The organism is Mammaliicoccus sp. O-M54 (assembly GCF_022386035.1).
Taxonomy (GTDB): domain Bacteria; phylum Bacillota; class Bacilli; order Staphylococcales; family Staphylococcaceae; genus Mammaliicoccus; species Mammaliicoccus sciuri_A.
The window spans coordinates 387,679-410,914 of sequence record NZ_JAJNJE010000001.1 but is presented as its reverse complement, the minus strand read 5'-3'; the positions used below and the strand labels follow the sequence as shown (position 1 = coordinate 410,914).

At 32.6% G+C, this 23,236-nt stretch carries 24 protein-coding genes and 1 riboswitch; of the genes, 7 read left to right on the top strand and 17 right to left on the bottom strand.

Annotation, left to right across the window (positions count from 1 at the left end; translation table 11 throughout):
* Positions 1 to 44 precede the first annotated feature (44 nt).
* The 5 genes from lpdA to LQ673_RS02080 form a co-directional block, all read right to left on the bottom strand.
* Complete coding sequence (gene lpdA / locus LQ673_RS02100; protein ID WP_191836197.1) at positions 45 to 1,451, bottom strand: dihydrolipoyl dehydrogenase; 1,407 nt, start codon at positions 1,449 to 1,451, stop codon at positions 45 to 47.
* Between the two features lie 2 nt (positions 1,452 to 1,453).
* The gene (locus LQ673_RS02095; protein WP_159315167.1) at positions 1,454 to 2,740 is read right to left on the bottom strand and encodes a dihydrolipoamide acetyltransferase family protein; all 1,287 of its coding nucleotides are present in this window, start codon (positions 2,738 to 2,740) and stop codon (positions 1,454 to 1,456) included.
* Between the two features lie 42 nt (positions 2,741 to 2,782).
* On the bottom strand, positions 2,783 to 3,760 hold the full coding sequence (locus tag LQ673_RS02090; protein WP_025905175.1) for an alpha-ketoacid dehydrogenase subunit beta: 978 nt from the start codon (positions 3,758 to 3,760) through the stop codon (positions 2,783 to 2,785).
* Positions 3,761 to 3,763: 3 nt separating this feature from the next.
* Entirely contained in the window at positions 3,764 to 4,876 is a 1,113-nt protein-coding gene (gene pdhA, locus LQ673_RS02085; RefSeq protein ID WP_239704665.1) for a pyruvate dehydrogenase (acetyl-transferring) E1 component subunit alpha, read from the bottom strand.
* Between the two features lie 164 nt (positions 4,877 to 5,040).
* Positions 5,041 to 5,673 carry a YkyA family protein gene (locus tag LQ673_RS02080; RefSeq protein WP_037587419.1) on the bottom strand — a complete coding sequence of 211 codons (633 nt, stop codon included), beginning with the start codon at positions 5,671 to 5,673 and terminating at the stop codon, positions 5,041 to 5,043.
* A 121-nt stretch (positions 5,674 to 5,794) separates the two neighbouring features.
* Between LQ673_RS02080 and def the strand changes: the two genes are divergently transcribed.
* Complete coding sequence (gene def, locus LQ673_RS02075; protein ID WP_025905178.1) at positions 5,795 to 6,349, top strand: peptide deformylase; 555 nt, start codon at positions 5,795 to 5,797, stop codon at positions 6,347 to 6,349.
* Positions 6,350 to 6,765: 416 nt separating this feature from the next.
* Here def and LQ673_RS02070 read toward each other — a convergent pair whose 3' ends face one another.
* Positions 6,766 to 7,038: a hypothetical protein gene (locus LQ673_RS02070; RefSeq protein ID WP_025905179.1), complete on the bottom strand. Its 273-nt coding sequence runs from the start codon at positions 7,036 to 7,038 to the stop codon at positions 6,766 to 6,768.
* 12 nt (positions 7,039 to 7,050) lie between these two features.
* Positions 7,051 to 7,830 carry a Cof-type HAD-IIB family hydrolase gene (locus LQ673_RS02065; protein WP_191836196.1) on the bottom strand — a complete coding sequence of 260 codons (780 nt, stop codon included), beginning with the start codon at positions 7,828 to 7,830 and terminating at the stop codon, positions 7,051 to 7,053.
* Between the two features lie 236 nt (positions 7,831 to 8,066).
* Here LQ673_RS02065 and LQ673_RS02060 point away from each other — a divergent pair, with 236 nt between their 5' ends.
* On the top strand, positions 8,067 to 8,279 hold the full coding sequence (locus tag LQ673_RS02060; RefSeq protein ID WP_025905181.1) for a DNA-dependent RNA polymerase subunit epsilon: 213 nt from the start codon (positions 8,067 to 8,069) through the stop codon (positions 8,277 to 8,279).
* A complete protein-coding gene (rnjA, locus tag LQ673_RS02055; protein ID WP_025905182.1) occupies positions 8,280 to 9,953 on the top strand; it encodes a ribonuclease J1 in 1,674 nt (557 codons plus the stop codon).
* A gap of 43 nt (positions 9,954 to 9,996) precedes the next feature.
* Here the strand turns inward: rnjA and LQ673_RS02050 are convergent, their stop codons facing one another.
* Genes LQ673_RS02050 through LQ673_RS02040 form a run of 3 tightly spaced genes read right to left on the bottom strand, consistent with a single transcriptional unit; the run spans position 9,997 to position 13,049 of the window.
* Entirely contained in the window at positions 9,997 to 10,659 is a 663-nt protein-coding gene (locus LQ673_RS02050) for a potassium channel family protein (protein WP_025905183.1), read from the bottom strand.
* Between the two features lie 27 nt (positions 10,660 to 10,686).
* Complete coding sequence (locus tag LQ673_RS02045) at positions 10,687 to 11,703, bottom strand: cytochrome d ubiquinol oxidase subunit II (RefSeq protein ID WP_037587410.1); 1,017 nt, start codon at positions 11,701 to 11,703, stop codon at positions 10,687 to 10,689.
* Entirely contained in the window at positions 11,703 to 13,049 is a 1,347-nt protein-coding gene (locus tag LQ673_RS02040) for a cytochrome ubiquinol oxidase subunit I (protein WP_037587409.1), read from the bottom strand. The genes LQ673_RS02045 and LQ673_RS02040 overlap by 1 nt, the downstream gene beginning before the upstream one ends.
* 185 nt (positions 13,050 to 13,234) lie before the next feature.
* On the opposite strand from LQ673_RS02040, the gene LQ673_RS02035 reads away from it, so the two are divergent.
* Both LQ673_RS02035 and LQ673_RS02030 read left to right on the top strand, forming a co-directional pair.
* Positions 13,235 to 13,465: a glutaredoxin family protein gene (locus tag LQ673_RS02035; RefSeq protein WP_107565766.1), complete on the top strand. Its 231-nt coding sequence runs from the start codon at positions 13,235 to 13,237 to the stop codon at positions 13,463 to 13,465.
* Complete coding sequence (locus LQ673_RS02030; protein ID WP_126476965.1) at positions 13,465 to 14,226, top strand: metallophosphoesterase; 762 nt, start codon at positions 13,465 to 13,467, stop codon at positions 14,224 to 14,226. Before LQ673_RS02035 ends, LQ673_RS02030 begins: the two co-directional genes overlap by 1 nt.
* 79 nt (positions 14,227 to 14,305) lie before the next feature.
* Here LQ673_RS02030 and ptsP read toward each other — a convergent pair whose 3' ends face one another.
* The 7 genes from ptsP to auxA all read right to left on the bottom strand — a co-directional run bounded on the left by ptsP (position 14,306) and on the right by auxA (position 22,007).
* Entirely contained in the window at positions 14,306 to 16,018 is a 1,713-nt protein-coding gene (ptsP, locus tag LQ673_RS02025) for a phosphoenolpyruvate--protein phosphotransferase (protein ID WP_037587406.1), read from the bottom strand.
* Complete coding sequence (locus tag LQ673_RS02020) at positions 16,018 to 16,284, bottom strand: phosphocarrier protein HPr (RefSeq protein ID WP_016912884.1); 267 nt, start codon at positions 16,282 to 16,284, stop codon at positions 16,018 to 16,020. The genes ptsP and LQ673_RS02020 overlap by 1 nt, the downstream gene beginning before the upstream one ends.
* A 136-nt stretch (positions 16,285 to 16,420) precedes the next feature.
* Positions 16,421 to 17,338, bottom strand: a complete 918-nt coding sequence (locus LQ673_RS02015) for a pseudouridine-5'-phosphate glycosidase (RefSeq protein ID WP_191836195.1) — start codon at positions 17,336 to 17,338, stop codon at positions 16,421 to 16,423.
* The gene (locus LQ673_RS02010) at positions 17,338 to 18,429 is read right to left on the bottom strand and encodes a carbohydrate kinase (RefSeq protein ID WP_151359407.1); all 1,092 of its coding nucleotides are present in this window, start codon (positions 18,427 to 18,429) and stop codon (positions 17,338 to 17,340) included. The genes LQ673_RS02015 and LQ673_RS02010 overlap by 1 nt, the downstream gene beginning before the upstream one ends.
* 150 nt (positions 18,430 to 18,579) lie before the next feature.
* A complete protein-coding gene (locus tag LQ673_RS02005) occupies positions 18,580 to 19,116 on the bottom strand; it encodes a hypothetical protein (RefSeq protein ID WP_025905191.1) in 537 nt (178 codons plus the stop codon).
* Between the two features lie 72 nt (positions 19,117 to 19,188).
* Positions 19,189 to 20,361 (bottom strand): class I SAM-dependent rRNA methyltransferase, encoded by a 1,173-nt coding sequence (locus LQ673_RS02000; RefSeq protein WP_126476970.1) that lies wholly within the window; start codon positions 20,359 to 20,361, stop codon positions 19,189 to 19,191.
* Positions 20,362 to 20,708: 347 nt separating this feature from the next.
* A complete protein-coding gene (gene auxA, locus LQ673_RS01995) occupies positions 20,709 to 22,007 on the bottom strand; it encodes a lipoteichoic acid stability factor AuxA (RefSeq protein WP_037587396.1) in 1,299 nt (432 codons plus the stop codon).
* Positions 22,008 to 22,154: 147 nt separating this feature from the next.
* On the opposite strand from auxA, the gene LQ673_RS14775 reads away from it, so the two are divergent.
* A complete protein-coding gene (locus tag LQ673_RS14775; RefSeq protein WP_257213171.1) occupies positions 22,155 to 22,280 on the top strand; it encodes a hypothetical protein in 126 nt (41 codons plus the stop codon).
* A gap of 184 nt (positions 22,281 to 22,464) precedes the next feature.
* Positions 22,465 to 22,569: riboswitch (TPP riboswitch) on the top strand.
* A gap of 91 nt (positions 22,570 to 22,660) precedes the next feature.
* Positions 22,661 to 23,236: an ECF transporter S component gene (locus tag LQ673_RS01990; protein WP_025905194.1), complete on the top strand. Its 576-nt coding sequence runs from the start codon at positions 22,661 to 22,663 to the stop codon at positions 23,234 to 23,236.

Sequence of the window (23,236 nt, the reverse complement as noted above, 5' to 3'; positions counted from 1 at the left end):
AAAAGGCTGGGACATAAATATGTCTCAGCCTTATATTTTTATGATTACATTGTATGGATAGGTGTTCCTAATGCTACTTCTGCAGCTTCCATAGAAATTTCACCTAATGTTGGGTGAGCATGAATTGTTAATGATACGTCTTCAGCAGTCATACCTGTTTCAATTGCTAAACCTAATTCAGCAATGATATCTGAAGCGCCTGTACCAGCAACTTGTGCACCAATTAGAAGACCATTTTCTTTTAAAGTGATAAGTTTAACGAAACCAGCAGTTTCATTTAATGCTAATGCACGACCATTTGCAGCAAATGGGAACTTAGCAGCTTTAATTTCTAATCCTTCTTCTTTAGCGCTAGCTTCAGTGTAACCTACTGTAGCTAATTCTGGCTCAGTGAAACATACTGCAGGAATACCTAAGTAATCTACAGCTGATTTTTCACCAGCAATTGCTTCAGCAGCAACTTTAGCTTCGTAACTTGCTTTATGAGCAAGTGGAGGTCCAGCAACGATATCACCGATTGCATAGATATTGCTAATTGAAGTACGGCTTTGTTCGTCAACTTCAACTAAACCACGATCTGACATTTTTAGACCTAATTCTTCAAGACCTAATTCATCAGTATTTGGTCGACGTCCTACTGTAACTAATACATAGTCAGAATCGATTTCTTTTGTTTCTCCGCCAGCTTCGTAAGTAACTTTAACGCCGTTATCAGTTTCTTCAGCTGATTTAGCCATCGCTTCTGTTACGATTTCTACACCTTTAGCTTTAAGACCTTTTTTAACGATTTGAGTCATTTGCTTTTCAAATCCGCCTAAAATATCTTTAGCACCTTCAAGGATTGTTACTTCAGAACCAAAGTTAGCATATGCAGTACCTAGCTCAGATCCAATGTATCCGCCACCTACTACTACTAATTTTTTAGGTACTTCTTGAAGTGATAATGCACCTGTAGAATCGATTACACGTTTACCAAATTTGAAATTAGGAATTTCGATTGGACGTGAACCAGTTGCGATAATAGCATTTTTGAAAGTATAAGTTTGAGATGCTTTTTCAGTCATAACTTTTAAGTTATTTTCATCTACAAAATATGCTTCTCCGTTAACAACATCGATTTTGTTACCTTTCATTAATCCAGCTACGCCGCCTGTTAATTTTTTAACTACGCCATTTTTGAATTCTTGAACTTTTTCGAAGTTTAATGCTACTTTCTCAGCTACAACACCCATATCTTCTGAATGTTGAGCGTTGTGGAAACGGTGTGATGCTGATAATAAAGCTTTAGATGGGATACAACCAACGTTTAAACATACGCCACCTAATTCGCCTTTTTCAACGATTGTTACTTTTTGTCCTAATTGTGCTGCACGAATTGCTGCAACATATCCACCAGGACCTGCTCCAATTACAATAGTATCTGTTTCAATAGGAAAATCTCCAACTACCATTTTTACCCCTCCATTAATAATAATTCTGGATTATTTAATAATCTCTTAATATGGTTCATTGCATTTTGTCCAGTAGCACCATCAATTTGTCTGTGGTCGAAACTTAATGATAGTGATAATACAGGTGCAGCAATAATTTCTCCATCTTTAACGATAGGTTTTTGAGCAATACGACCGATACCTAAAATAGCTACTTCAGGATGGTTGATTACTGGTGTAAACCATTGTCCACCTGCTGAACCGATATTACTTATCGTACATGTTGCGCCTTTCATTTCGTTAGCTTGTAGTTTACCGTCACGTGCTTTAACAGCTAATTCGTTAATTTCATCAGAAATTTCGAACATTGATTTGTGATCAGCATTTTTAACTACTGGTACTAATAAACCACGATCAGTATCCGCAGCTATACCTATATTATAGTAATGTTTATGAACAATTTCACCATTTTCTTCATCAAATTCAGTATTTAATGCTGGGTATTTCTTAAGTGCAGATACTAATGCTTTAACAACATATGGTAAGAATGTTAATTTAGTACCTTGCTCAGCAGCAACTTCTTTGAATTTTTTACGGTGATCCCATAATTCTTGAACATCAATTTCATCCATTAATGTTACGTGAGGTGCAGTATGCTTAGAGTTAACCATTGCTTTAGCAATTGCTTTACGCATAGCTGGTATTTTCTCACGAGTTTCAGGGAATTCTCCTTCTGGTACTTGTGGAGATTGTACTGTTTGTGTATCTTCAGATGAAGTTTGAGCTTCTTCTTTAGCTGGTTGCTCTGTAGTAGCGCCACCATTTAAGTATGCTTCAACGTCTTCTTTTAAGATACGGCCATTTTTACCTGAACCTGAAACAGCTTTAATATTTACATCGTTATCACGAGCAAATTTACGAACTGAAGGCATAGCAATTACACGTTTAGACTCATCAACATTTTCTGATTGAGTTTCAGTAGTTGCTTCTTCTTTAGCTTCTTCAGCTGGTGCTTCTTCTTTAGTTTCTTCTTCATCGTCGTCATGACCTTTGAATTGTAAGCCTTCTGCATCAGGTGCATCAATTTTAACAATTGTATCACCAACAACAGATACTGTACCTTCTTCAACCATAACTTCTTCAATTTTACCTGCAACAGGTGATGGAATTTCAACGACAGATTTATCATTTTGAACTTCACATAATACATCGTCTTCTTGAATTTCGTCTCCTGCTTTAACAAACCATTTTACAATTTCACCTTCGTGGATACCTTCACCGATATCTGGTAATTTAAATTCGAATGACACGATTTTTTCCTCCTAAATATTAAATCCGTATTTTAATGCGCATTAAAACTCTAATGTTTCTTTAGCTTGCGCTACGATATCTTTTTTGTTTGGTAACCAAACACCTTCAGCTTGTGTGAATGGATAAATAGTGTCAGCAGCTGCCACACGTGCAATAGGAGCTTCTAATGAAAGAACAGCTCTTTCAGAAATTTCAGCTACAACATTTGCGCCAACGCCTGCTTGTTTTTGAGCTTCTTGAACTACGATTACACGGTTTGTTTTTTCTACTGATTTAACAATTGTTTCAATATCTAATGGTTGAACAGTGATTAAGTCAATAACTTCAACTGAATAACCATCTTTTTCTAAATCTTCTGCTGCTTTTAATGATTCTTGAACCATTGCACCATAAGTGATGATTGTTAAATCTGTACCTTCACGTTTAACTTTAGCTTTACCGATTTCTACTTCGTACTCTTCTTCAGGTACTTCTTCACGGAATGAACGGTATAACTTCATGTGTTCTAAATAAACAACTGGGTCATTACTGCGGATTGCAGAAATTAATAATCCTTTAGCATCGTAAGGGTTTGAAGGAATAACAACTTTCAAACCTGGAGATTGAGCTACTAAACCTTCTAAGTTGTCTGCGTGTAATTCTGGCGTATGAACACCACCACCAAATGGCGCACGGATTGTGATTGGAGCCACTTTAGAGTTACCTGAACGGAAACGGTGACGAGCTATTTGACCAGCAATTGAGTCCATAACTTCAAATACGAAACCAAAGAATTGGATTTCCATGACAGGACGGTAACCTTCAAGCGTTAAACCTAAAGCTAGACCACCAATACCTGATTCAGCTAGAGGTGTATCAAATACACGATCTTCACCGAATTCTTTTTGTAAACCTTCTGTTGCACGGAATACACCGCCGTTTACACCAACGTCTTCACCGAATAATAGAACATCTTCGTCTCTTTTTAATTCGTTTTGAAGCGCATTGTTAATCGCTTGAATCATTGTCATTTGTGCCATGACTTATTTCGACTCCTTCTCTTTGTAAATTTCATATTGTTCAGCTAAATTGTAAGGCATTTCTTCATACATATTTTCCATTAAGTCTGTAACTTTTTGTTTAGGCGTATTATCTGCCTCTTTAATAGCTGTTTTAATTTCTTCTTTAGCTTTTTCCATTACTTCGTTTTCTTTTTCTTCAGACCATAAGTTTTTCACTTCAAGATATTTTCTGAAACGTACTAATGGATCTTTCTTTTCCCAATCAGAATCTTCATCAGAAGTTCTGTAACGAGTTGGATCGTCACCAGCCATTGTATGTGGACCGTAACGGTAAGTTAATGTTTCGATTAATGATGGACCTTCACCATTTACTGCACGTTCACGCGCTTGTTTAGTTACTGCATATACTGCTAATGCATCCATTCCATCTACTAATACACCTGGAATACCAACTGCTACTGATTTTTGAGCTAATGTTTTAGCAGCTGTTTGTTTGTCACGAGGTGTTGAAATCGCATAGTTGTTATTTTGGATTACGAAAATTGCAGGTGCTTTGTAAGCAGAAGCAAAGTTGATACCTTCATAGAAGTCACCTTGTGAAGAACCGCCATCACCAGTGTAAGTAATTGCAACATTTTTCTTACCACGTTTTTTAAGACCTAGTGCTACACCAGCTGTTTGGATAAACTGTGCACCGATAATAATTTGTGGACTTAAAGCATTAACACCTTCTGGGAATTGGTTTCCAATAAAGTGTCCACGTGAGAATAAGAAAGCTTTAGTTAATGGTAAACCATGCCAAATTAATTGTGGCACATCACGGTAACCAGGTAATACATAGTCTTCTTTCTCTAACGCATAATGTGAAGCTAATTGTGAAGCTTCTTGTCCAGCTGTTGGTGCATAGAAACCTAAACGTCCTTGTCTATTTAATGAAATAGAACGTTGATCTAGAACACGAGTCCAAACCATTCTTTCCATTAATTCAACAAGTTCTTCGTCAGATAAGTCCGGTAACAAGTCACTATTTACGACATTTCCTTCTTCATCTAAAACTTGAACCATTTCAAACTTAGACTCTATTTCATTTAAAGTCGCTACTGCATCGAATTGGGCTTTTTTTCTCGGAGCCATTCAATTCACCATACCTTTCCCTATATTAAATAATCATTTCTTAATCATTCTAACACAAAACTGTTTTACTGTTAAATAAAAAATACTAACATCTTAAAAACCCCTCAAATCAAAGGTTTTTATGTAACTGTACTAAAACATAATATTAGCTGTACTAATACAAATTATTTATCTAAAATAGCTGAAACATCTTTCTTTTCTTGTTGGACTTTTCTTAAAGTGTTTTGATAATCTGTTACAACTTTTTCAGTCTTTTTATTAACTTCAGTTAACTTAGAAGAACGATCATTTGCACCTTTTTGTGTAGCATTGTCTTTTGATAGATAACTAAATAAATCTTTTTCAGTTTTTAATACTTCTTGATAAGCATTCATTACATCATTATGTAGCTTATACTTTTCATCTAGAGCGTTCTTTAAATCTTTAGCTTCTTTTAATTGTTCTTCATCTTCTATATTTTTATAATCTTTTTTAGATGATTCATAAATGTCCTTAGATTTCTTCATTGCAGCTTTTTCATCTTTTACAATTTCTTCCCTATCTTTAACGCCGTCCGTTAATTCTTTCGCTTTTGCTTTAAAATCATCATTTTTAGCTTTATTTAATGCTTCGATTTTTTTAACTTTATCTTTTTCTGCCTTAGTCATTTTCTCATTTAAATCAACTATAACTTTTTCTTCTTTATTTGCTTTTTCAACTTTGTTATAAAAAGATTCAAGTGATTCTTTAGATTGACCACACGCTGTTAAAATTATTGAAGTCGCTAATGTTAATGTTACAAATTTCTTGCCAATCATTGGTAATTCCTCCTTTTAATCCTATCAATATGTTACTCTGTTTTTTTTATTTATACAATTAATAATAGATGTAAAAATGACCAGTTTTTGATAATATTTTATATGAGGAAGGTGCATGTAAATGATAACGATGGAAAATATTATTCGTGACGGCCACGAAACACTTAGAAAGAAAGCCGAAGAAGTAGAATTACCAGTATCGACTGAAGATAAAGAAACATTAAATGAAATGATGGAATTCCTAAAAAACTCTCAAGATGAAGATCTTGCTAAAAAATACAAATTACGTTCTGGCGTAGGACTAGCCGCTCCACAAATCAATGTTTCTAAAAAAATGTTAGCTGTATATATACAAGATGACGGAAAAGGAAACCAAATCGAACTTCAACTTATCAATCCTAAAATCGTAAGCCACAGTGTACAAAAAGCATATTTAAATGGCGGAGAAGGATGCTTAAGTGTAGACGAAGCTAAACCAGGACTCGTTCATCGTAATTATAAAATAACAATTCAAGCATACGATATAGAAGGAAATCCATTTAAGAAAAGATTCAAAGGATATCCAGCAATCGTATTGCAACACGAAATCGATCATTTAAATGGCATCATGTTCTATGACTATATTAATGAAGAAGATCCATTCAAACCACTCGATGATGCAGTAGAAATTAATTAATAAGTATGATGATAAAAGAGCGAATACCATTCAGTCGGTATTCGCTCTTTTTACTGTCATTATTCTGAATTCTGGTAATTAGAACGCTGTATCTTCCATTATTTCGAATTCTGGTAGTTAGAACGCTGTATCTTCCATTATTTCGAATTCTGGTAGTTAGAATCCGCTAACTTCCATTATTCTGAATTCTGGTAATTAGAACGCTGTAACTTCCATTATTCTGAATTGTGGTAATTAGATGGTTGCTCGATTAGAGACATTTCTCAGAATTCTGTCCCTAACGACACCTCTTAGAGACATTTCTCGGAATTCTGTCCCTAACTACCACACCACTATAACTTCTCTCCTATCCAAAAAACAGTAATCTCAATCTTCCAATTGTAGATTACTGTTCTTCTGTTTCATAATTTTGTTCATTACATAAATTCATCTCTTCGTTCGATGAAATGAATGTTTTTTTCTTTTAGTGCTTTTTGAATAGCGGTTAATTCGTCCAAACTTAACCATTCTGGATCTTTGTTATGTCGAATGTAATGTGGATCTTGTTTAACGTTATTAATCATTTCATCATAGTTATAGATCATCACAACTTCATTTTTTCGAATATTAAATTCTATTCCTTTAAATTGTTTGTCAGATCTGTTTTTTTCTGCATCGATTGTTTTGATGATGCGTTCGACCTTATCCATAAAATTCACATCCTATTCATCTATCAATCCTAATTCTTTACAAGCATAGTATATACCATTTTCACTTACATGTTTCGTTTCAAAATCACAAACTTCTTTTAGTGCGTCAACGGCATTTCCCATTGCTACACCACACCCTACTTCAGTAATCATTTCTACATCATTTGGTCCATCACCGAATGCAACTACTTCGCTTAATGGGAATCCTAATTTATCACTGAGTTCTTTTATGCCTTCTGCTTTAGAACGATCATTCGGCACTACATCTCTACTTAGAGGATGCCATCTATAGAATTTCAATGCATTGAATTGATTATCGTACTTGTCGTCTTCATCATCAGCATGGAAAATAAGTGCTTGATAAACTGGGTGATCAAGATAATATGTATTGTGATATTCTGGGTAATCCATTTTTAATGTTCCAAGACTTTCAGAAATGTCGTTATCACTTTCTACATTTGCATATACTGCAGTTTCACCGAAGAATACTAGAGGATGGTTATTTGCATGTGCTTTGTCTACTATGCTCGTAAGTTCCTCTTTATTTAATGGATATTTACTTATAATTTCTCCATTATATACAACAATTTGTCCGTTTAGCGAAACAAAAGTATCAATACCTGTTTCTTTAATAACTTCTTTAAACATATATGGTGCTCTACCTGTTGCAATTGCGACGATATGGCCAGCTTCTTTTAAATTTTTTATCGCATCAATAGTTGATTCTGGAATTTCTTTGTTTTCATCATAGATTGTACCATCTATATCGAAAAATATTAATTTCTTATTCAACTTTCATCGCCTCCTTGTCTCTATTCTAGTTGATAATCAATATATATGAAAGATTTAGTTAAATATCTTTATTTATCTCTAATTATCATGTAAAATGAACTTATTAAAAAGGTATTTATATATTTTCATATAATTACTTTTAAAAATGTACGGGAATCAAATTTTGAAATTGACAAACCCTAGACTTAAAAACTAGGGCTTTATTTATGTTAATTAACCTAGGAGGATTTATATATATGGCAGTATTTAAAGTATTTTATCAAGAAGACAAAAGTGAAGTAATCGTACGTGAAAGTACACAAACAAAATATTTCGAAGGACAAACTGAAGAACAAGTTAGAAGATATTTATCTGACCGTAATTACAATATCGAATTTGTCCAAAAATTAGAGGGCGCTCATTTAGAATATGAAAAGAAATCAGATCACTTTAATGTGGAGACAATCTAAATGAAGCCTTTACAAAAAAATGAAGTAGGCGTATACGCACTGGGTGGTCTCGGTGAAATTGGTAAAAACACGTACGCCCTCGAATATCAAGATGAAATCATTGTCATTGATGCAGGTATTAAATTCCCTGATGACGATCTTCTTGGTATCGATTACGTGATACCAGATTATACGTACTTAATTCAAAATAAACATAAAGTGAAAGCTTTATTTATCACTCATGGACACGAAGACCATATTGGTGGTGTCCCATTTTTATTAAAACAAATGAATGTTCCGATTTATAGTGGACCACTTGCTTTAGGTCTTATTAGAAATAAATTGGAAGAACACAATTTATTGAAGACTGCTCAATTAAATGAAATTGATGAAGATTCAGTATTTGAATTTAAACATTTCAAGATTTCATTTTATTTAACAACTCATAGTATTCCAGAAGCATACGGGATTATTGCAGATACACCAGAAGGTAAAATCGTTCATACAGGTGACTTCAAATTTGATTTCACACCTGTTGGTAAACCTGCAAATATTGCCAAAATGGCTCAACTTGGTGAAGAAGGCGTATTATGTTTGTTATCAGACTCTACAAATTCTGAAGTTCCTAACTTTACATTAAGTGAAAAGGAAGTTGGACAAAACGTAGATGAGATTTTCCGTAAATGTTCAGGTAGAATTATTTTTGCGACATTTGCTTCTAATATTTATAGAGTTCAACAAGCTGTTGAAGCAGCCGTTAAATACAATCGTAAGATCGTTGTCTTCGGTCGTTCAATGGAGAACAATATTAAAATTGGTACAGAATTAGGTTATATCAAAGTACCACCTGAAACATTTATTGAACCTAACAAAATTAATACCGTTCCTAAACATGAAATTCTTATTTTATGTACAGGTTCTCAAGGTGAACCAATGGCAGCACTATCAAGAATTGCTAATGGTACACATAGACAAATCAGCATTATTCCAGATGATACAGTTGTATTCAGTTCATCACCTATTCCAGGTAACACGAAGAGTGTAAATAGAACAATCAATGCATTATACAAAGCTGGTGCTGATGTTATTCACGGTAAATTGTCTAACATTCATACTTCAGGTCACGGTTCACAAGATGAACAAAAATTAATGTTACGTTTAATTAAGCCTAAATATTTTATGCCGATTCATGGTGAATATAGAATGCTTAAGAAACATAGTGAAACTGGTGTGAACTGTGGTGTAGATCCAGATAATATATTCGTATATGAAATTGGCGATGTCCTTGCACTTACAAAAGATTCTGCAAGATATGCTGGTCGTATTCCATCAGGAAATGTATTTGTTGATGGTAGTGGAATTGGAGATATCGGTAATGTCGTTATCAAAGACCGTAAAGTCCTTTCTGAAGAAGGTCTTGTAATAGTTGTTGTAAGTATAGATTTCAAAACGAAACAACTGCTTTCAGGTCCAGATATTATCTCTAGAGGATTTGTATATATGAGAGAATCAGGTCATTTAATTTACGATGCACAACGATTAATCAAAAAAGCTGTTATCGAGAAGCTAAACAATAATGATAAAGTAGAATGGCATCACGTTAAATCTACAATTACTGAAGCTTTACAACCTTATTTATACGAAAAAACAGCTCGTAAACCAATGATTTTACCAATTATCATGAAAATTAAATAAAACATTAAAACACCCGTAATTTCTAAAAATTACGGGTGTTCTTTTATTCGTTTACTAATTTTTTCTCAAATCTATTTAAATCATTGTCATGACCTATCACGATTAATATATCATGAAATTCAATATTCTCATTTGGATCTGGTGCTACGATGATATCTTTACCTCTTTTAACAGCAATGATATTTATACCGTAATTTGCACGTACATCCAATTCTAGTATAGAACTACCAGCAAGTCTTTCCCCTGCTTTAATTTCTACAATTGAATACTCATCAGAGAGTTCTAAGTAGTCTAGTACAGATGCACTAGCAACATTATGTGCGATACGACGACCCATATCTCTTTCTGGATGGACAACAGTATCCGCACCTATTTTATTCAGAATTTTAGCGTGATAATCGTTCTGAGCTTTAGCTGTAACTTTTTTAACACCTAATTCTTTAAGAATTAATGTTGTTAACGTACTCGCTTGTATATTCTCACCTATCGCAACAATGACATGATCGAAATTGCGTATACCTAAACTTTTCATGACCGCTTCATCTGTTGTATCTGCAATCACCGCATGTGTGGCGATATCACTGAACTCATTCACTCTTGCTTCATCTGCATCAATGGCCATTACATCCATATCTAAAGCATTGAGCTCTCTTACAATACTTCCGCCAAATCGGCCTAAACCTATAACTACATACTCCCTACTCATGATATGCCTCCATACTTTATAATAATATTATTTTTTACCTTTAACGTAATCAGCATCAAAGATAAATAATCTTAATAATAATATAAGCGATGGCACGAGTAAAAGTAAACCTAAAATAAATACGATTACAAGCATTAATGCCATTTGATCGTTTACAACTGCTTTATCAATATTGATAAATGGATCTAAAATATACGGCAATTTACTTACACCATATCCGAAGAATGCTGTACCAAATTGTAATAATATCATGATAAATGCAACGCCGTGTGCTTTTTTAAAGTATATTAATCCAACAGCAATGATAAAGAATATAATACTTAAACCGAATAACCACCAATAGCTGCCGACTGCATTATTAAAATGCGTTTCATTATGTTGTCTTAATGATAAGAAAACGAACTGACAAATGATGATCATTGGAATTGCCCATATAAGGAACCACTGTCTCAATAAATGATATGCTTCAGAATCTTTAGCTTTATTCGCATAAAATGTTAAAAATCCTGATGAAATATATAATACAGAGATAATTGCTAAAAATACAACTGCCCATGCATATGGACTTAATAATAAATCAACCCACTGTAGATGAACGCCATCACTTGTTTCTTTAATATAGCCACCTTCAGCAATTGTTAAAATGGTTGATAATGATGCCGGAATCAATAAACCTGTTCCACCATATAAGAATAACCATGATAACTTACTATCTTGTCCATAGTTTTCAAATGCGTAAAAGCTACCACGAATGGTTAGTAAAATTAATGCAATACTACCAGGTATTAATAATGTTGACCCGAAATAATATGCAGAGTCTGGGAAGAATCCAACTATTCCTACAAAGAAGAATACGAAGAACACATTTGTTACTTCCCAAACTGGGTTTAAATATCTAGAAATCAAGTTATTGATAATATGATCTTGCTTCGTTAATTTAGCGTGAAATGCGAAGAATCCTGCACCAAAATCAATCGCACCAATAATAATGTAACCAAACAGAAAGAGCCAAAGCACTGTAATACCTATATGTTGATAATCCATTATACTTCACCCTTTCTGTCTATTATTTTGTTCACATCATCAGTCGCTTTACTGTGACTAAACATTCTAATAAGTACATAACTTGATGAAATACCAAGAACTAAATAAAGTATTGCGAATGCAATGAATACAAGTGCAAGTCCATCAGCATTTGTTGCAGCTTCTGCAACTTTTAAGTAACCTCTTAATATCCAAGGTTGTCTACCCATCTCAGCTAAGAACCAACCAAATTCAATTGCAAGCATTGCAAGTGGTCCAGTTAATACCGCTAAATATAAAATTGGTTTACTATATTGTGACCATTTTTTCACCCATTTTAATACGACAAATAAAGCTGAAACGACAAAACAATACACACCAAAGAATACCATTAAATCAAAGAAATAGTGAATGATAAGTGGTGGTGTTTCATCACTCTTAAATTCGTTTAATCCTTTAACTTCAGTATTAAAATTACTATCTGATAAGAAACTTAAAGCGCCAGGAATTTTAATAGCACCTTTAACTTCTTGTTTATCTTCATCAACTACCCCAAATAATACTAGGTCTGCTTTTGATTCACTTTCAAAATGCCACTCCATAGCTGCTAATTTTTCAGGTTGTTCTTGATGTAAGAACTTAGCTGATAAATCTCCTGCTAACATTGCAAGTAAACTCGCAATTAAACCAACTATCATTGTAAGTTTAAGAGCTTTTTTATGATATTCTTTATCGTCTATAAATTTATTCTTAATTAAACGATATGCTGCTATACTTGCTAAAATAAATGCAGCTGTCATAAACGCAGTCGCTATAACGTGAAATGCTCTAATACCGAATGATGCATTAAACATCGCAGCGATTGGATCAATGTTCATCAATTTTCCATTGATAAAATCGAATCCATTTGGCGTATTCATGAAAGAATTCACAGATGTAATAAAGAACGCTGAGAATGTACCACCAATAATGACTGGTAACGTAATTAAAAAGTGCGTCCATTTACCTTTGAATCTATCCCACGTATATAAATAAATACTTAAGAAAATAGCCTCAAAGAAAAAGGCGAATGTTTCCATAAATAATGGTAGCGCAATAACCTGCCCACCTAATTGCATAAATGCTGGCCACAATAATGATAATTGTAGACCAATAATTGTTCCCGTAACTACTCCGACCGCTACAGTAATCGTATACCCTTTAGACCAACGTTTTGCCATTGCTATATACATAGGATTATTGTTCTTAATACCTATGAATTCAGCAATTGCAAACATTAATGGGATCCCCACACCAATTGTTGCAAAAATGATATGGAATCCCAATGTCATAGCAGTTAGTAAACGACTTATAACTACTGCATCCATAATATTCCTCCATTCAACGTTTGTGATATACATCACAATTTAATCTTATTATACAACACTTTAATCATTTGTGAAATGTTTAACATTTACAAAGTAATGACAAATTAATGGCAAAATAGGACATAATCGTTGAACGCTTTAAAAAATCATTTATAATATGTCTATATAAAGTTGAGGTGAAAGCTATGAGTGAAGTTACAATTTATACACAAGACCAGTGTCCCCCTTGCCAATTTGTAAAACAATATTTTAATGAAAAAGAAATTCCGTTTACAGAAAAAAATATAAAAAACAAACAATTTAAAAACGAACTTATCGATCTAGACAGTTTTTCAACACCTACAGTTCTCATTAATGGAGAAGTTTTTTATCAAGTTGATATAGAATCTTTTAATAAAGCATTAGGCATTCATTAATGAAGATTCAATTTCCAAGTTCTAAAATTAAAGTCACCACACATTCTATTGATACAAACTTAAAATCAAATCTGAAACTCATTCATATAACAGATTTGCATTTAGGTTATTATTCTAATTTAGAAAATTTATATCAACTTGTACGTCTTATCAATGAGCAAGAAGCAGATATTGTTTGTTTCACAGGTGATTGTTTTGATGATATTGCACAAATTTCATTTGACCCTTATCTAGTTATACCTTTATTTCGTACAGTTCAATCAAAATATGGAAAGTTTTTTGTTCCAGGCAACCACGATTATGGTTCAAACGGCATTCATACGGTATTAGATATCATGAATAAATCGGGTTTTGAAGTCTTGTTAAACAATTCTTACGTCGTCAACACACCTGATGGTAATATTCAGATTAACGGTATTGACGATTTATGTTTTGGTCAGCCTAATTTTAGCAGTTCATTCCAAGTAACTAATTGTCGTATAGACTTTCGAATTGGACTCGTACATGAACCTGATAAAGTTAAATTATTAGATCCAAACATCCATTTAGTACTTTCTGGACATACACATGGTGGTCAAGTTCGACTTCCTAAGATTGGCGCTATTTATACTCCAACTTATGGAAAAATATATAAACAAGGTTTGTATCAAATTAGAACTGGACAATACCTCTATGTTAATCAAGGCATAGGTATGACAAGACTACCTATTAGAATATTTTGTTCACCTGAAATTGCGATATTCAACTTGAATGCTCATTAAAGTCTGAAAAATCATTCACATATAAAAACAGAGCAGTTATCTACTTAATGTTAAGAGATAACTGCTCTGTTTTTTAATTTTAAAGAATTTGATTAACGAGTTCTACAACTTCTTCTTCTGTTGCACAGTTAATTGCTTTGTTCGCTAATTCTTGCATTTCTTTTTGATCTAATTGTTTGATTTGTTTTCTAGCTTTTAGAATACTTGTCGCACTCATAGAGAATTCATCTAAACCTAATCCAAGTAATAATGGAATTGCTGTATTGTCTCCAGCCATTTCTCCACACATACCAGTCCATTTACCTTCTTTATGAGAAGCTTCAATTACTTGCTTAACTAAGCGAAGAATTGCAGGGTTATATGGTTGGTATAAGTAAGAAACACGTTCAGACATACGGTCAGCAGCCATTGTATATTGGATTAAATCATTCGTACCAATACTGAAGAAATCAACTTCTTTAGCGAAGATGTCTGCAAGTGCTGCAGTAGATGGAATTTCTACCATAATACCGATTTCGATATCATCCGCAACGTTAACACCTTCAGAAACTAATTTTTCTTTTTCTTCAAGTAAGATTGCTTTAGCGTCTCTAAATTCTTTGATAGTTGCAATCATTGGGAACATGATATTTAACTTACCAAATTCAGAAGCACGTAATAAAGCTCTTAATTGTGTTCTAAAGATATCAGTTTGATCTAAACATAAACGAATCGCTCTATATCCTAAGAATGGGTTCATTTCTTTAGGTAAGTTTAGGTAAGATAATTCTTTATCTCCACCTATGTCTAAAGTACGAACGACAACACGTTTGCCGTCCATTTCTTTTAAGACTTTGCTATATGCTTCAAATTGTTCTTCTTCTGAAGGCATATTGTCTCTACCCATGTATAAGAATTCAGTACGGTATAAACCGATACCTTCTGCGCCGTTATTTTTAACACCTTCTAAGTCATTAGGTGTACCAATATTCGCAGCTAATTCTACATGCACACCATCTTTAGAAACAGATTCATCATTAACTAGTTTAGCTAATTCTTCTTTTTCAGCTAAGAAGTTTTTCTGTTTTTGTTCGTATGCTTGAACTTCGTCATCTGTTGGGTTAATGATTACATCACCAGATAAACCATCAATGATTAAACTATCACCATGGTTTACGCGATCAGTAATATCTTTAGTACCTACAACAGCTGGAATTTCTAATGAACGACTCATTATTGCAGAGTGTGAAGTTCTTCCACCGATATTTGTCGCAAAACCTTTAACAAACTCTTTGTTAAGTTGCGCAGTATCAGATGGTGTTAAATCTTCACCTACAATAATAACGCTTTCATTGATCATACTAGGATTTGGTAATTCTACACCTAAAATATGTGCCAAAACACGTTTAGAAACGTCACGAATATCTGCCGCACGCTCTTTCATGTATTCATTATCCATATTTTCAAAGATTGTAATGAAGTTTGTTGATACTTCATTTAATGCAGTAGGTGCATTTACTTTGTTATTGCGAATATTTTCTTCAATTGGATTTAATAATTCTGGATCTTCTAACACTAATAAATGCGCATCAAAAATCGCAGCTTTATCTGCACCAAGTTGTTTTTCAGCATTATTACGAATTTGAGTTAATTCAACTTTTGATTGATTAACAGCCGCTTTAAACTTTTCAACTTCGCCGTCTACATCGCTGATATTTTCGCTTGAAAACGATAAGTCAGGTTCAACTAATAAATATGCTTTACTAATAGCCACACCATCAGATGCAGCTATACCTTTTAATAATTCAGACATTATTTAGTTAATCCTTCTTTAGATAATACTTCAGTAATTGCTTCGATAGCTTCTTTCTCATCACTACCCTCAGCGTAGATAGTAATTTCAGCATCTTTACCAACACCTAGGCTCATTACACCCATAATTGATTTTAAGTTAACTTTTTTAGCGTTATATTCTAATTGTACATCTGAATCGAATTTAGATGCAGTTTGAACTAACATTGTTGCTGGTCTAGCGTGAATACCCGTTTCGTCAATAATTACGTATGAATTTTGTTCCATTTTTATTGTCTCCTTCTGATACCTATATTAAATTTGTATAAAATCAAATTTTATCTATACGATTAAAGAATATCAAAAAACCACTTACAATTCAATCATATTACATAAGTATGCAATTATTTGAGCTGATTATTCTTTATTTTTGGAGGTTCGTGTATTCAACTGCTATTTGTGTACCAATTTTAGCGTTATGTTCAACAAGTTTAATATTTGTTTCTAATGATTTACCGCCAGATTGCTTAACGATTTCACCTAATAGGAATGGTGTAGAATCTTTGCCGTGAATACCTTCTTCTTCAGCTTTAGCAACTGCTTTGTCAATAATACCATTGATGAAACTTGGCTCTAATTGATCCTCTTCTGGTACCGGGTTAGCGACAACAATACCTGTTTCTAGTCCTAAGTCCCATTGTACTTCTGCAAGTTTCGCAATTGTACTTACTTCATCAAGTCTTGTGTTTAATTTAAGGCCACTTTCTCTTGTAAAGAATGCTGGAAGTTCATCAGTTTGATATCCAACTACCAGTACACCTTTTGTTTCTAAATATTCTAATGTTTTGTCTAAGTCTAAAATTGATTTAGCACCTGCACAAATGACAGCTACTTTCGTTTTTGAAAGTTCATCTAAGTCTGCAGAAATATCCATTGTGTGTTCTGCACCTTTATGAACACCACCGATACCACCAGTAACAAAGAATTTAATGTCTGCTAATTGAGCACAAATCATTGTTGAAGCCACTGTTGTTGCACCAATTTTTTTAGTTGCTAATATTTCAGCGATATCTCTTCTAGAAACTTTTGCAACATTTTCTGCACTTGCTAATAATTGTAATTCATCTTCGCTCAATCCAATTTTGATCTTTCCATCAATAATCGCGATTGTTGCAGGTACCCCACCATTATCTCTTACAATTTGTTCTACTTTTTGTGCCATTTCTACGTTTTGAGGATAAGGCATACCATGTGAAATAATTGTAGATTCTAAAGCAACAATTGCTTTACCTTCCTCTTTTGCTTTTTCTACTTCTTTTGAAAATTGAATATAGTTTTCCATTATAAAGCCTCCATGTCCTTAATTAATTGTTTTTTATCTAAATCTTGTCTTACTGTATAAGCTGTTTGAATTGTTTTAGATGCATTTGCTTTTGCTAAATCAATAATTTTGTCGATTTCATATGATTTCAACCATCCATAAATTAAACCTGATGTAAATGCATCACCGGCACCTGTTACATCAACGACATTATCCACTTTTTTAACTTCAAATTGTCGTTGACCTTCCTCACCATCATAAATAATATTATCTTTACCTGATGTCACAACTAAGTTCTTCACACCTAGTGATCTAATTTCACCAATGTATTGAATTAATTCTGCTTCTGTTTGTGCATCTTTACCTACGAATGATTCAACTTCATCTTTATTTAATATGAGCCAATCAACCGCATGTAAATTATGAGGTAGACGATTCATTTTAGGTCCCGAAACTGCAATCAATACTAATTTAATCTTTTTCTTCTCTGCATATGAACATAAAAACTCTATCGTCTCTTTAGGACAGTTTAAATCTGCAATAATACATTTTGATTTATTGAGTAAATATGTGTTTTTAATCATAAATTCTGGCGTAATTTTGTCATATACTGACATGTCCGCAAACCCCATCGTCATACTACCATGTTGATCTAACAATGCCGTATAACTTCCCGTTGATTCACTAGAAATCTTCTCAACATAATCCACATTCATAAATGGTGATGATAAATCAGAAATATGTTGCCACTCTGCATCATTACCTGAAGTCGTTAATAACAGAACATCTTCACCGATGCGTCCTAAATTCTCAGCAACGTTTCTAGCAACGCCACCAATAGAAGTTTCAGAAGTTACTGGATTTGAAGTACCCTGCACTAATTCGTCTGTAATATGAAATTTCCTATCTATGTTAGCCCCACCAATACAAACAATTGGATTTTGCTCGTTTAACACATATGCTTTCCCTTGAACATATTCTTTCTTAACTAAACCTGAAATAATATTTGCAACTGCAGGTCTAGACAAACCAACTTTATCCGATAACTCTTGTTGTGATATAAAAGGATTCTCTTTAATTAAGTTAAGAATTAATTTTTCATTTTCATTCATTAATTTCACCTCACAAACATTTGTTTATATTTCAAACTTTAGTTTACATTTTGATTATAAAGCGTTTTCAGAATAATTGCAAATATAAAATAAAAAATTACACAAAAATAAGCTAAGACATTACAAAATGCCTTAGCTTATTTCAATATTTTATTCACCTATAAAGTCTTGAATGACTGTTTCACATTTTTTAATGTGATCTTCACCCATTTTTTTCATTAAATAATAACTAATTGAACCAGCAACTGCTTGTCCAACTAATGGTACCCATCTTGATTGTTTTGCCGCTTCTCTTTTTACAACTGATCTAAATATAACTTTTACCATTGCATTCGTTACTTTTTGACCAATAAACTGGCTACCTCTCATTGCAGCTGATGTTAAAACTTTTTGTTTTAAATCATCTTGCATTTTATTAACTTGTTTATGGCTTAATCCATAAATTTTATTAATATCTTCAATGATATCGCCCATTAATTTAATATCCATACCAACACCAAGTCCTGGGATTGGTACTACATTTGCAGCTGAAGACATTAATGACTTCTTATGAATAAGTTCTTTAGCTTTTTTTCTACGTTCTAACAATTCTTCTTGTGAAGTTGGTAATTCAGAACGTTTCTTTATTTCTTGTATACCAAATGCTTTATTACCTGCTTTTGTCGTAATTTTATCGAAAATTCCCATTGTTTCCATTCTCCTCACAGTTCGATTATATTCAAACATTATTATAATAATATATACCCGAACTAGGAAATTTTAACCATTTATTTGTACGAATACGACTTTCAAGTATTTACTTGGTTTATAGTGTGGATGACTCTTGAAGTCTTTAGGTAATCCCATTACATCAGAGATTGTATAATCTACACCTAATTGATCTAATGTTTGATTAATCATTTTTTTGAATGCTTTTTGTGGAAAAGCACTTGAATTTGTACTTAACACTAAGTTACCATTCTCGTTTAATAATTCTAATGCACCTTCAATTAATTCAGGATAGTTTTTCTGAACACTAAAAGTCTTTTTCTTATTACGTGCAAAGCTTGGTGGATCAATAACGACAACGTCATAACTTAAACCATGTCTTAAAGCATATTTGAAATAATCAAATACATCCATTATAAATATATGGTTCTGATTAAGATCCATAGTATTTAAACCAAAGTTTGCTTCAGTTAATGGTCTAGCTCTATTAGCTAAATCCACACTTGTAGTAGATCGAGCATTTTCACTTGCTGCAACTGAAAATGCACCCGTATAACTAAATAAATTCAATATATCTTTATCTTGACTATAGTGGTCTCTTAATTTTTTTCTAACATCTTTTTGATCTAAGAAAATACCTGTCATAGGTCCATCATCAAGGTTAATATTATAGAACATATGGTTTTCTTCTATGACATATGGAAATTCTGGTGCTTCACCCGTTACGAAGTCTGACGCTGTTTCCATTCCTTTAAATCTTCTTTTCTCAAAAATTGATTTATATTCAAAGACTTCTTTAATTGCAGGTAATATTCTATCTTTCAATCGATATATCCCTACTGAGTACCACTGAACTAATAAATGACCATCATAATGATCGATTGTCAGTCCACCAATTCCATCGCCTTCAGCATTAAATAATCTATATGCATTGATTCCATCTACATTTTCATAATATGCTCTATCATTTTTAGCTTCTTCAAATAACTTTACAAAAAAGTTATGATCAATCTTTTCAGTTGAGTCTAATGATAATACCCAGCCTATACCTTTATTTTGTTCACCATAATATGCAGTTGCAATGAATCTTTTTCCTGCATCAACAAGCGCAACTAATTCGCCTTCATCCATTTTAGGCATATCAAAAACGTCGTCTTTTTCAACTAGAGGATACCCTCTTAAATATTTATCTTCTTTTCCTTTTTTGAGCATTAATTGTTTCATTATATATTAGCCATCCTTTCGAAATGTCTCACATATTATAACGTATATTATTCAAAACACCAAAAAACAGAGTATTCCCCTTTAGAATACTCTGTTAACCGAATTTTATTAATCAAAATTTCCCCCAGAAAGTTTTGATCCCCTTATATGTAAACGCTTACTAAAGTTAGTATAAAGGATAAGATTATTCCACGCAATACATTTTTTGAATAAATTCATTAAAATAGTTTACTTATTACATATTCAAACTTTTAAATACAGCAATTGCTCGTGCAAATTATAAAATAAAAGACACTTTATTGAGCGCATAGCGCTCAATAAAGTGTCTAATTATATCGTGTAAGATATTAAAATGATTTTTTCAAGTGAATGATAAATGCAGGTGTTACAAATAATAATAGTAAAAATGAAATTGGTGTGATAAACACGGAAAATTGTGACGTTTGAATTGCTGAAACAAAGAATGTCGTTGCAATTTCAAAGAATAATGCTGAAATGACAAACAACTTACCAAAATTATTTTTATTCTTATAATTTGTTGTGTAATTAAAGTATGCATATAAAATAATCAATAACATCATAATAAATAATGTTAGCCATTCAAAAACATATTGAATTTGAGATAATTTCCATTCACCTGATAAGAATAAACCATTACGGTTATTAAACTCTATAAATGTAAATAAGAATAGAACAACTGTACTTATCCATTCTATATAGCTTTTCTTTAACCATTTCGGTCTTCTCATCCATCTTGGAATATCGTCTTCTTCAATTTTAATAATTTCTTTCCATTTTTCATTACGGCGTTTTCTTTTAGCGATCGCCTCTTCAGAATTGAATTTTTCTAAAGTCGCCTGTTTGAAATTCTGTAATTTTTGGTAAAAACCTTCTGCTAAAGTATATATTTTTCTTGTTAAGCGGTTATTTTTAACTCTTGAATATCTTTCTTCATGAAATTGTTCAATGTCTTCATCACTTACAGGTAAAGATCTTCTTAAATATAAACTAATCCAAACTGACATTTGGCTTAGACACCATAATAGAATGAAGAATAAGTTAACACTCATAACGTCTATAGGCTTTACATTTTGAGCATCGATATTATGGTTCATTGCAAATTGTGAAATGAAATAACATAATCCATATGAAATGATAATCCATAAATAATGTTTCTTTCGATGCATTGGATTTAGCTCATTTTTATAAACGACATATCCCACATGAATTGCAAATGGAATAATAAATAAGAAAGATGCAAAACTATATACTTGGAACATGGTCATCATAATAACAATCATTAAAATAATTGTCAGTCCGATATAAAATACAGAAATATCATAATCGTAATGCGTTGTTCTTCTTAAAGTACGTCCTACTAATAATACAAACACACCAAATAGCAATACGATAATTGCTGCGATAACTGGAAAGTTACCAATATAATGGTGCAATATTCTTACTAATTCATCAAAAAAAGCTACAAAAAAGTCCCAAATGTTATTGATATGGATATTACTTGAATCCTTGATATTATAGTCTTTAATACGCGGCGCATTAAAAAGTATAAGTAATCCAGTAATCAAAAGAAATATACCTATAATTCGACTAAAATGAACTTCCCAGCTTTTTTTCTTTATAGCCATGTTCTTCACCTCATTGAACATTATAATTGTTTCATTTTCAATTGTCTTTAATTATATTGAAAATCAGTCCCAAGTACTAGCAAGAAGTTTAATACTTATATGTAGTTGGGTATATAATAATATCATACATTTTAAAGGAGTGTTATTATGACTCATAATGAAAAGCATAAAGAAGAAGCAGAAAAAGCTAAAAAGAAAGAACAAGAAAATAAGCAAGACAACAACAAAGGTCAGGATGAAACAAAAGAAAATATACAAGACACATTTGAATAAATGAATTTCATTACCTATTCGGGAGCGAAATCGCAAATTTAGATATATTGCGATTTCGCTCCTGATTTTATTTCGAATTTATTTTAATAACTTATAAATCATTTATTTAAGAAATTAATTTCATTTTTATGATTTACTATTGACAAATAGATTAATAAGACTTATCGTATGGATAACAAATTAATAAATGCACTAGGGGTGTTTTGAAACTGAGACAGACATGAAAAGGTCTGAACCCTTTGTACCTGATCTAGATGATACTAGCGTAGGAAAGTGTTCGTAAATCATATAATATTCATTTTTAAATGATAACAATATTTTTGTGCGCTTCTATTTAGATATAGGAGTGCACATTTTTTTATTTAAAAGGAGAATTTAACATGTCAAAAAGATTAACGTTATCAGATATTTTAGTAACTGTATTAATTGGTGCTTTGTTTGCAATCATTTATAAGTTCTTATGGATACCTTATGAAATTTTAAAACCACTCGGTCTACACTTAGAACAATCTGTATACGGTGTATGGTTTATTGCAGCGATTGTCACTTATTTAATTATTCAAAAGCCTGGTGTTGCAATTCTTGCTGAATTTGCTGCCGGTGCTGGCGAAACGATTGTAATGGGACAATTTGATATTCCAACATTTGTATACGCATTATTACAAGGTTTAGCTTGTGAAATCATCTTCTTAGCAGTTCGATATCAATCTAGAAAATTATCAGTTGCTGTTATAGCTGGTATGGCTGCAGGTATTATTACGTTACCAATTGATTGGTTCTATAATTACTTAGGTGACGTTGCTTTATGGAATGTTATTTTAATGTTTACGATTAGAATTTTAAGTGGTGCAATCGTTGCTGGTGCATTAGGCTATGCAATTGTAAAAGCACTCGACCAAACTGGTGTTACGAAATTGTTCAGACCAGCATCTAAAAAAGATTATGACTTATTATAG

Bases quoted from the DNA above. Each gene is read 5' to 3' on its own strand.
- lpdA (WP_191836197.1), bottom strand. From the start codon at position 1,451: ATGGTAGTTGGAGATTTTCCTATTGAAACAGATACTATTGTAATTGGA.
- LQ673_RS02090 (WP_025905175.1), bottom strand. From the start codon at position 3,760: ATGGCACAAATGACAATGATTCAAGCGATTAACAATGCGCTTCAAAAC.
- pdhA (WP_239704665.1), bottom strand. From the start codon at position 4,876: ATGGCTCCGAGAAAAAAAGCCCAATTCGATGCAGTAGCGACTTTAAAT.
- LQ673_RS02080 (WP_037587419.1), bottom strand. From the start codon at position 5,673: ATGATTGGCAAGAAATTTGTAACATTAACATTAGCGACTTCAATAATT.
- def (WP_025905178.1), top strand. From the start codon at position 5,795: ATGATAACGATGGAAAATATTATTCGTGACGGCCACGAAACACTTAGA.
- LQ673_RS02070 (WP_025905179.1), bottom strand. From the start codon at position 7,038: ATGGATAAGGTCGAACGCATCATCAAAACAATCGATGCAGAAAAAAAC.
- LQ673_RS02060 (WP_025905181.1), top strand. From the start codon at position 8,067: ATGGCAGTATTTAAAGTATTTTATCAAGAAGACAAAAGTGAAGTAATC.
- rnjA (WP_025905182.1), top strand. From the start codon at position 8,280: ATGAAGCCTTTACAAAAAAATGAAGTAGGCGTATACGCACTGGGTGGT.
- LQ673_RS02050 (WP_025905183.1), bottom strand. From the start codon at position 10,659: ATGAGTAGGGAGTATGTAGTTATAGGTTTAGGCCGATTTGGCGGAAGT.
- LQ673_RS02045 (WP_037587410.1), bottom strand. From the start codon at position 11,703: ATGGATTATCAACATATAGGTATTACAGTGCTTTGGCTCTTTCTGTTT.
- LQ673_RS02040 (WP_037587409.1), bottom strand. From the start codon at position 13,049: ATGGATGCAGTAGTTATAAGTCGTTTACTAACTGCTATGACATTGGGA.
- LQ673_RS02035 (WP_107565766.1), top strand. From the start codon at position 13,235: ATGAGTGAAGTTACAATTTATACACAAGACCAGTGTCCCCCTTGCCAA.
- LQ673_RS02030 (WP_126476965.1), top strand. From the start codon at position 13,465: ATGAAGATTCAATTTCCAAGTTCTAAAATTAAAGTCACCACACATTCT.
- ptsP (WP_037587406.1), bottom strand. From the start codon at position 16,018: ATGTCTGAATTATTAAAAGGTATAGCTGCATCTGATGGTGTGGCTATT.
- LQ673_RS02020 (WP_016912884.1), bottom strand. From the start codon at position 16,284: ATGGAACAAAATTCATACGTAATTATTGACGAAACGGGTATTCACGCT.
- LQ673_RS02015 (WP_191836195.1), bottom strand. From the start codon at position 17,338: ATGGAAAACTATATTCAATTTTCAAAAGAAGTAGAAAAAGCAAAAGAG.
- LQ673_RS02010 (WP_151359407.1), bottom strand. From the start codon at position 18,429: ATGAATGAAAATGAAAAATTAATTCTTAACTTAATTAAAGAGAATCCT.
- LQ673_RS02005 (WP_025905191.1), bottom strand. From the start codon at position 19,116: ATGGGAATTTTCGATAAAATTACGACAAAAGCAGGTAATAAAGCATTT.
- LQ673_RS02000 (WP_126476970.1), bottom strand. From the start codon at position 20,361: ATGAAACAATTAATGCTCAAAAAAGGAAAAGAAGATAAATATTTAAGA.
- auxA (WP_037587396.1), bottom strand. From the start codon at position 22,007: ATGGCTATAAAGAAAAAAAGCTGGGAAGTTCATTTTAGTCGAATTATA.
- LQ673_RS14775 (WP_257213171.1), top strand. From the start codon at position 22,155: ATGACTCATAATGAAAAGCATAAAGAAGAAGCAGAAAAAGCTAAAAAG.
- LQ673_RS01990 (WP_025905194.1), top strand. From the start codon at position 22,661: ATGTCAAAAAGATTAACGTTATCAGATATTTTAGTAACTGTATTAATT.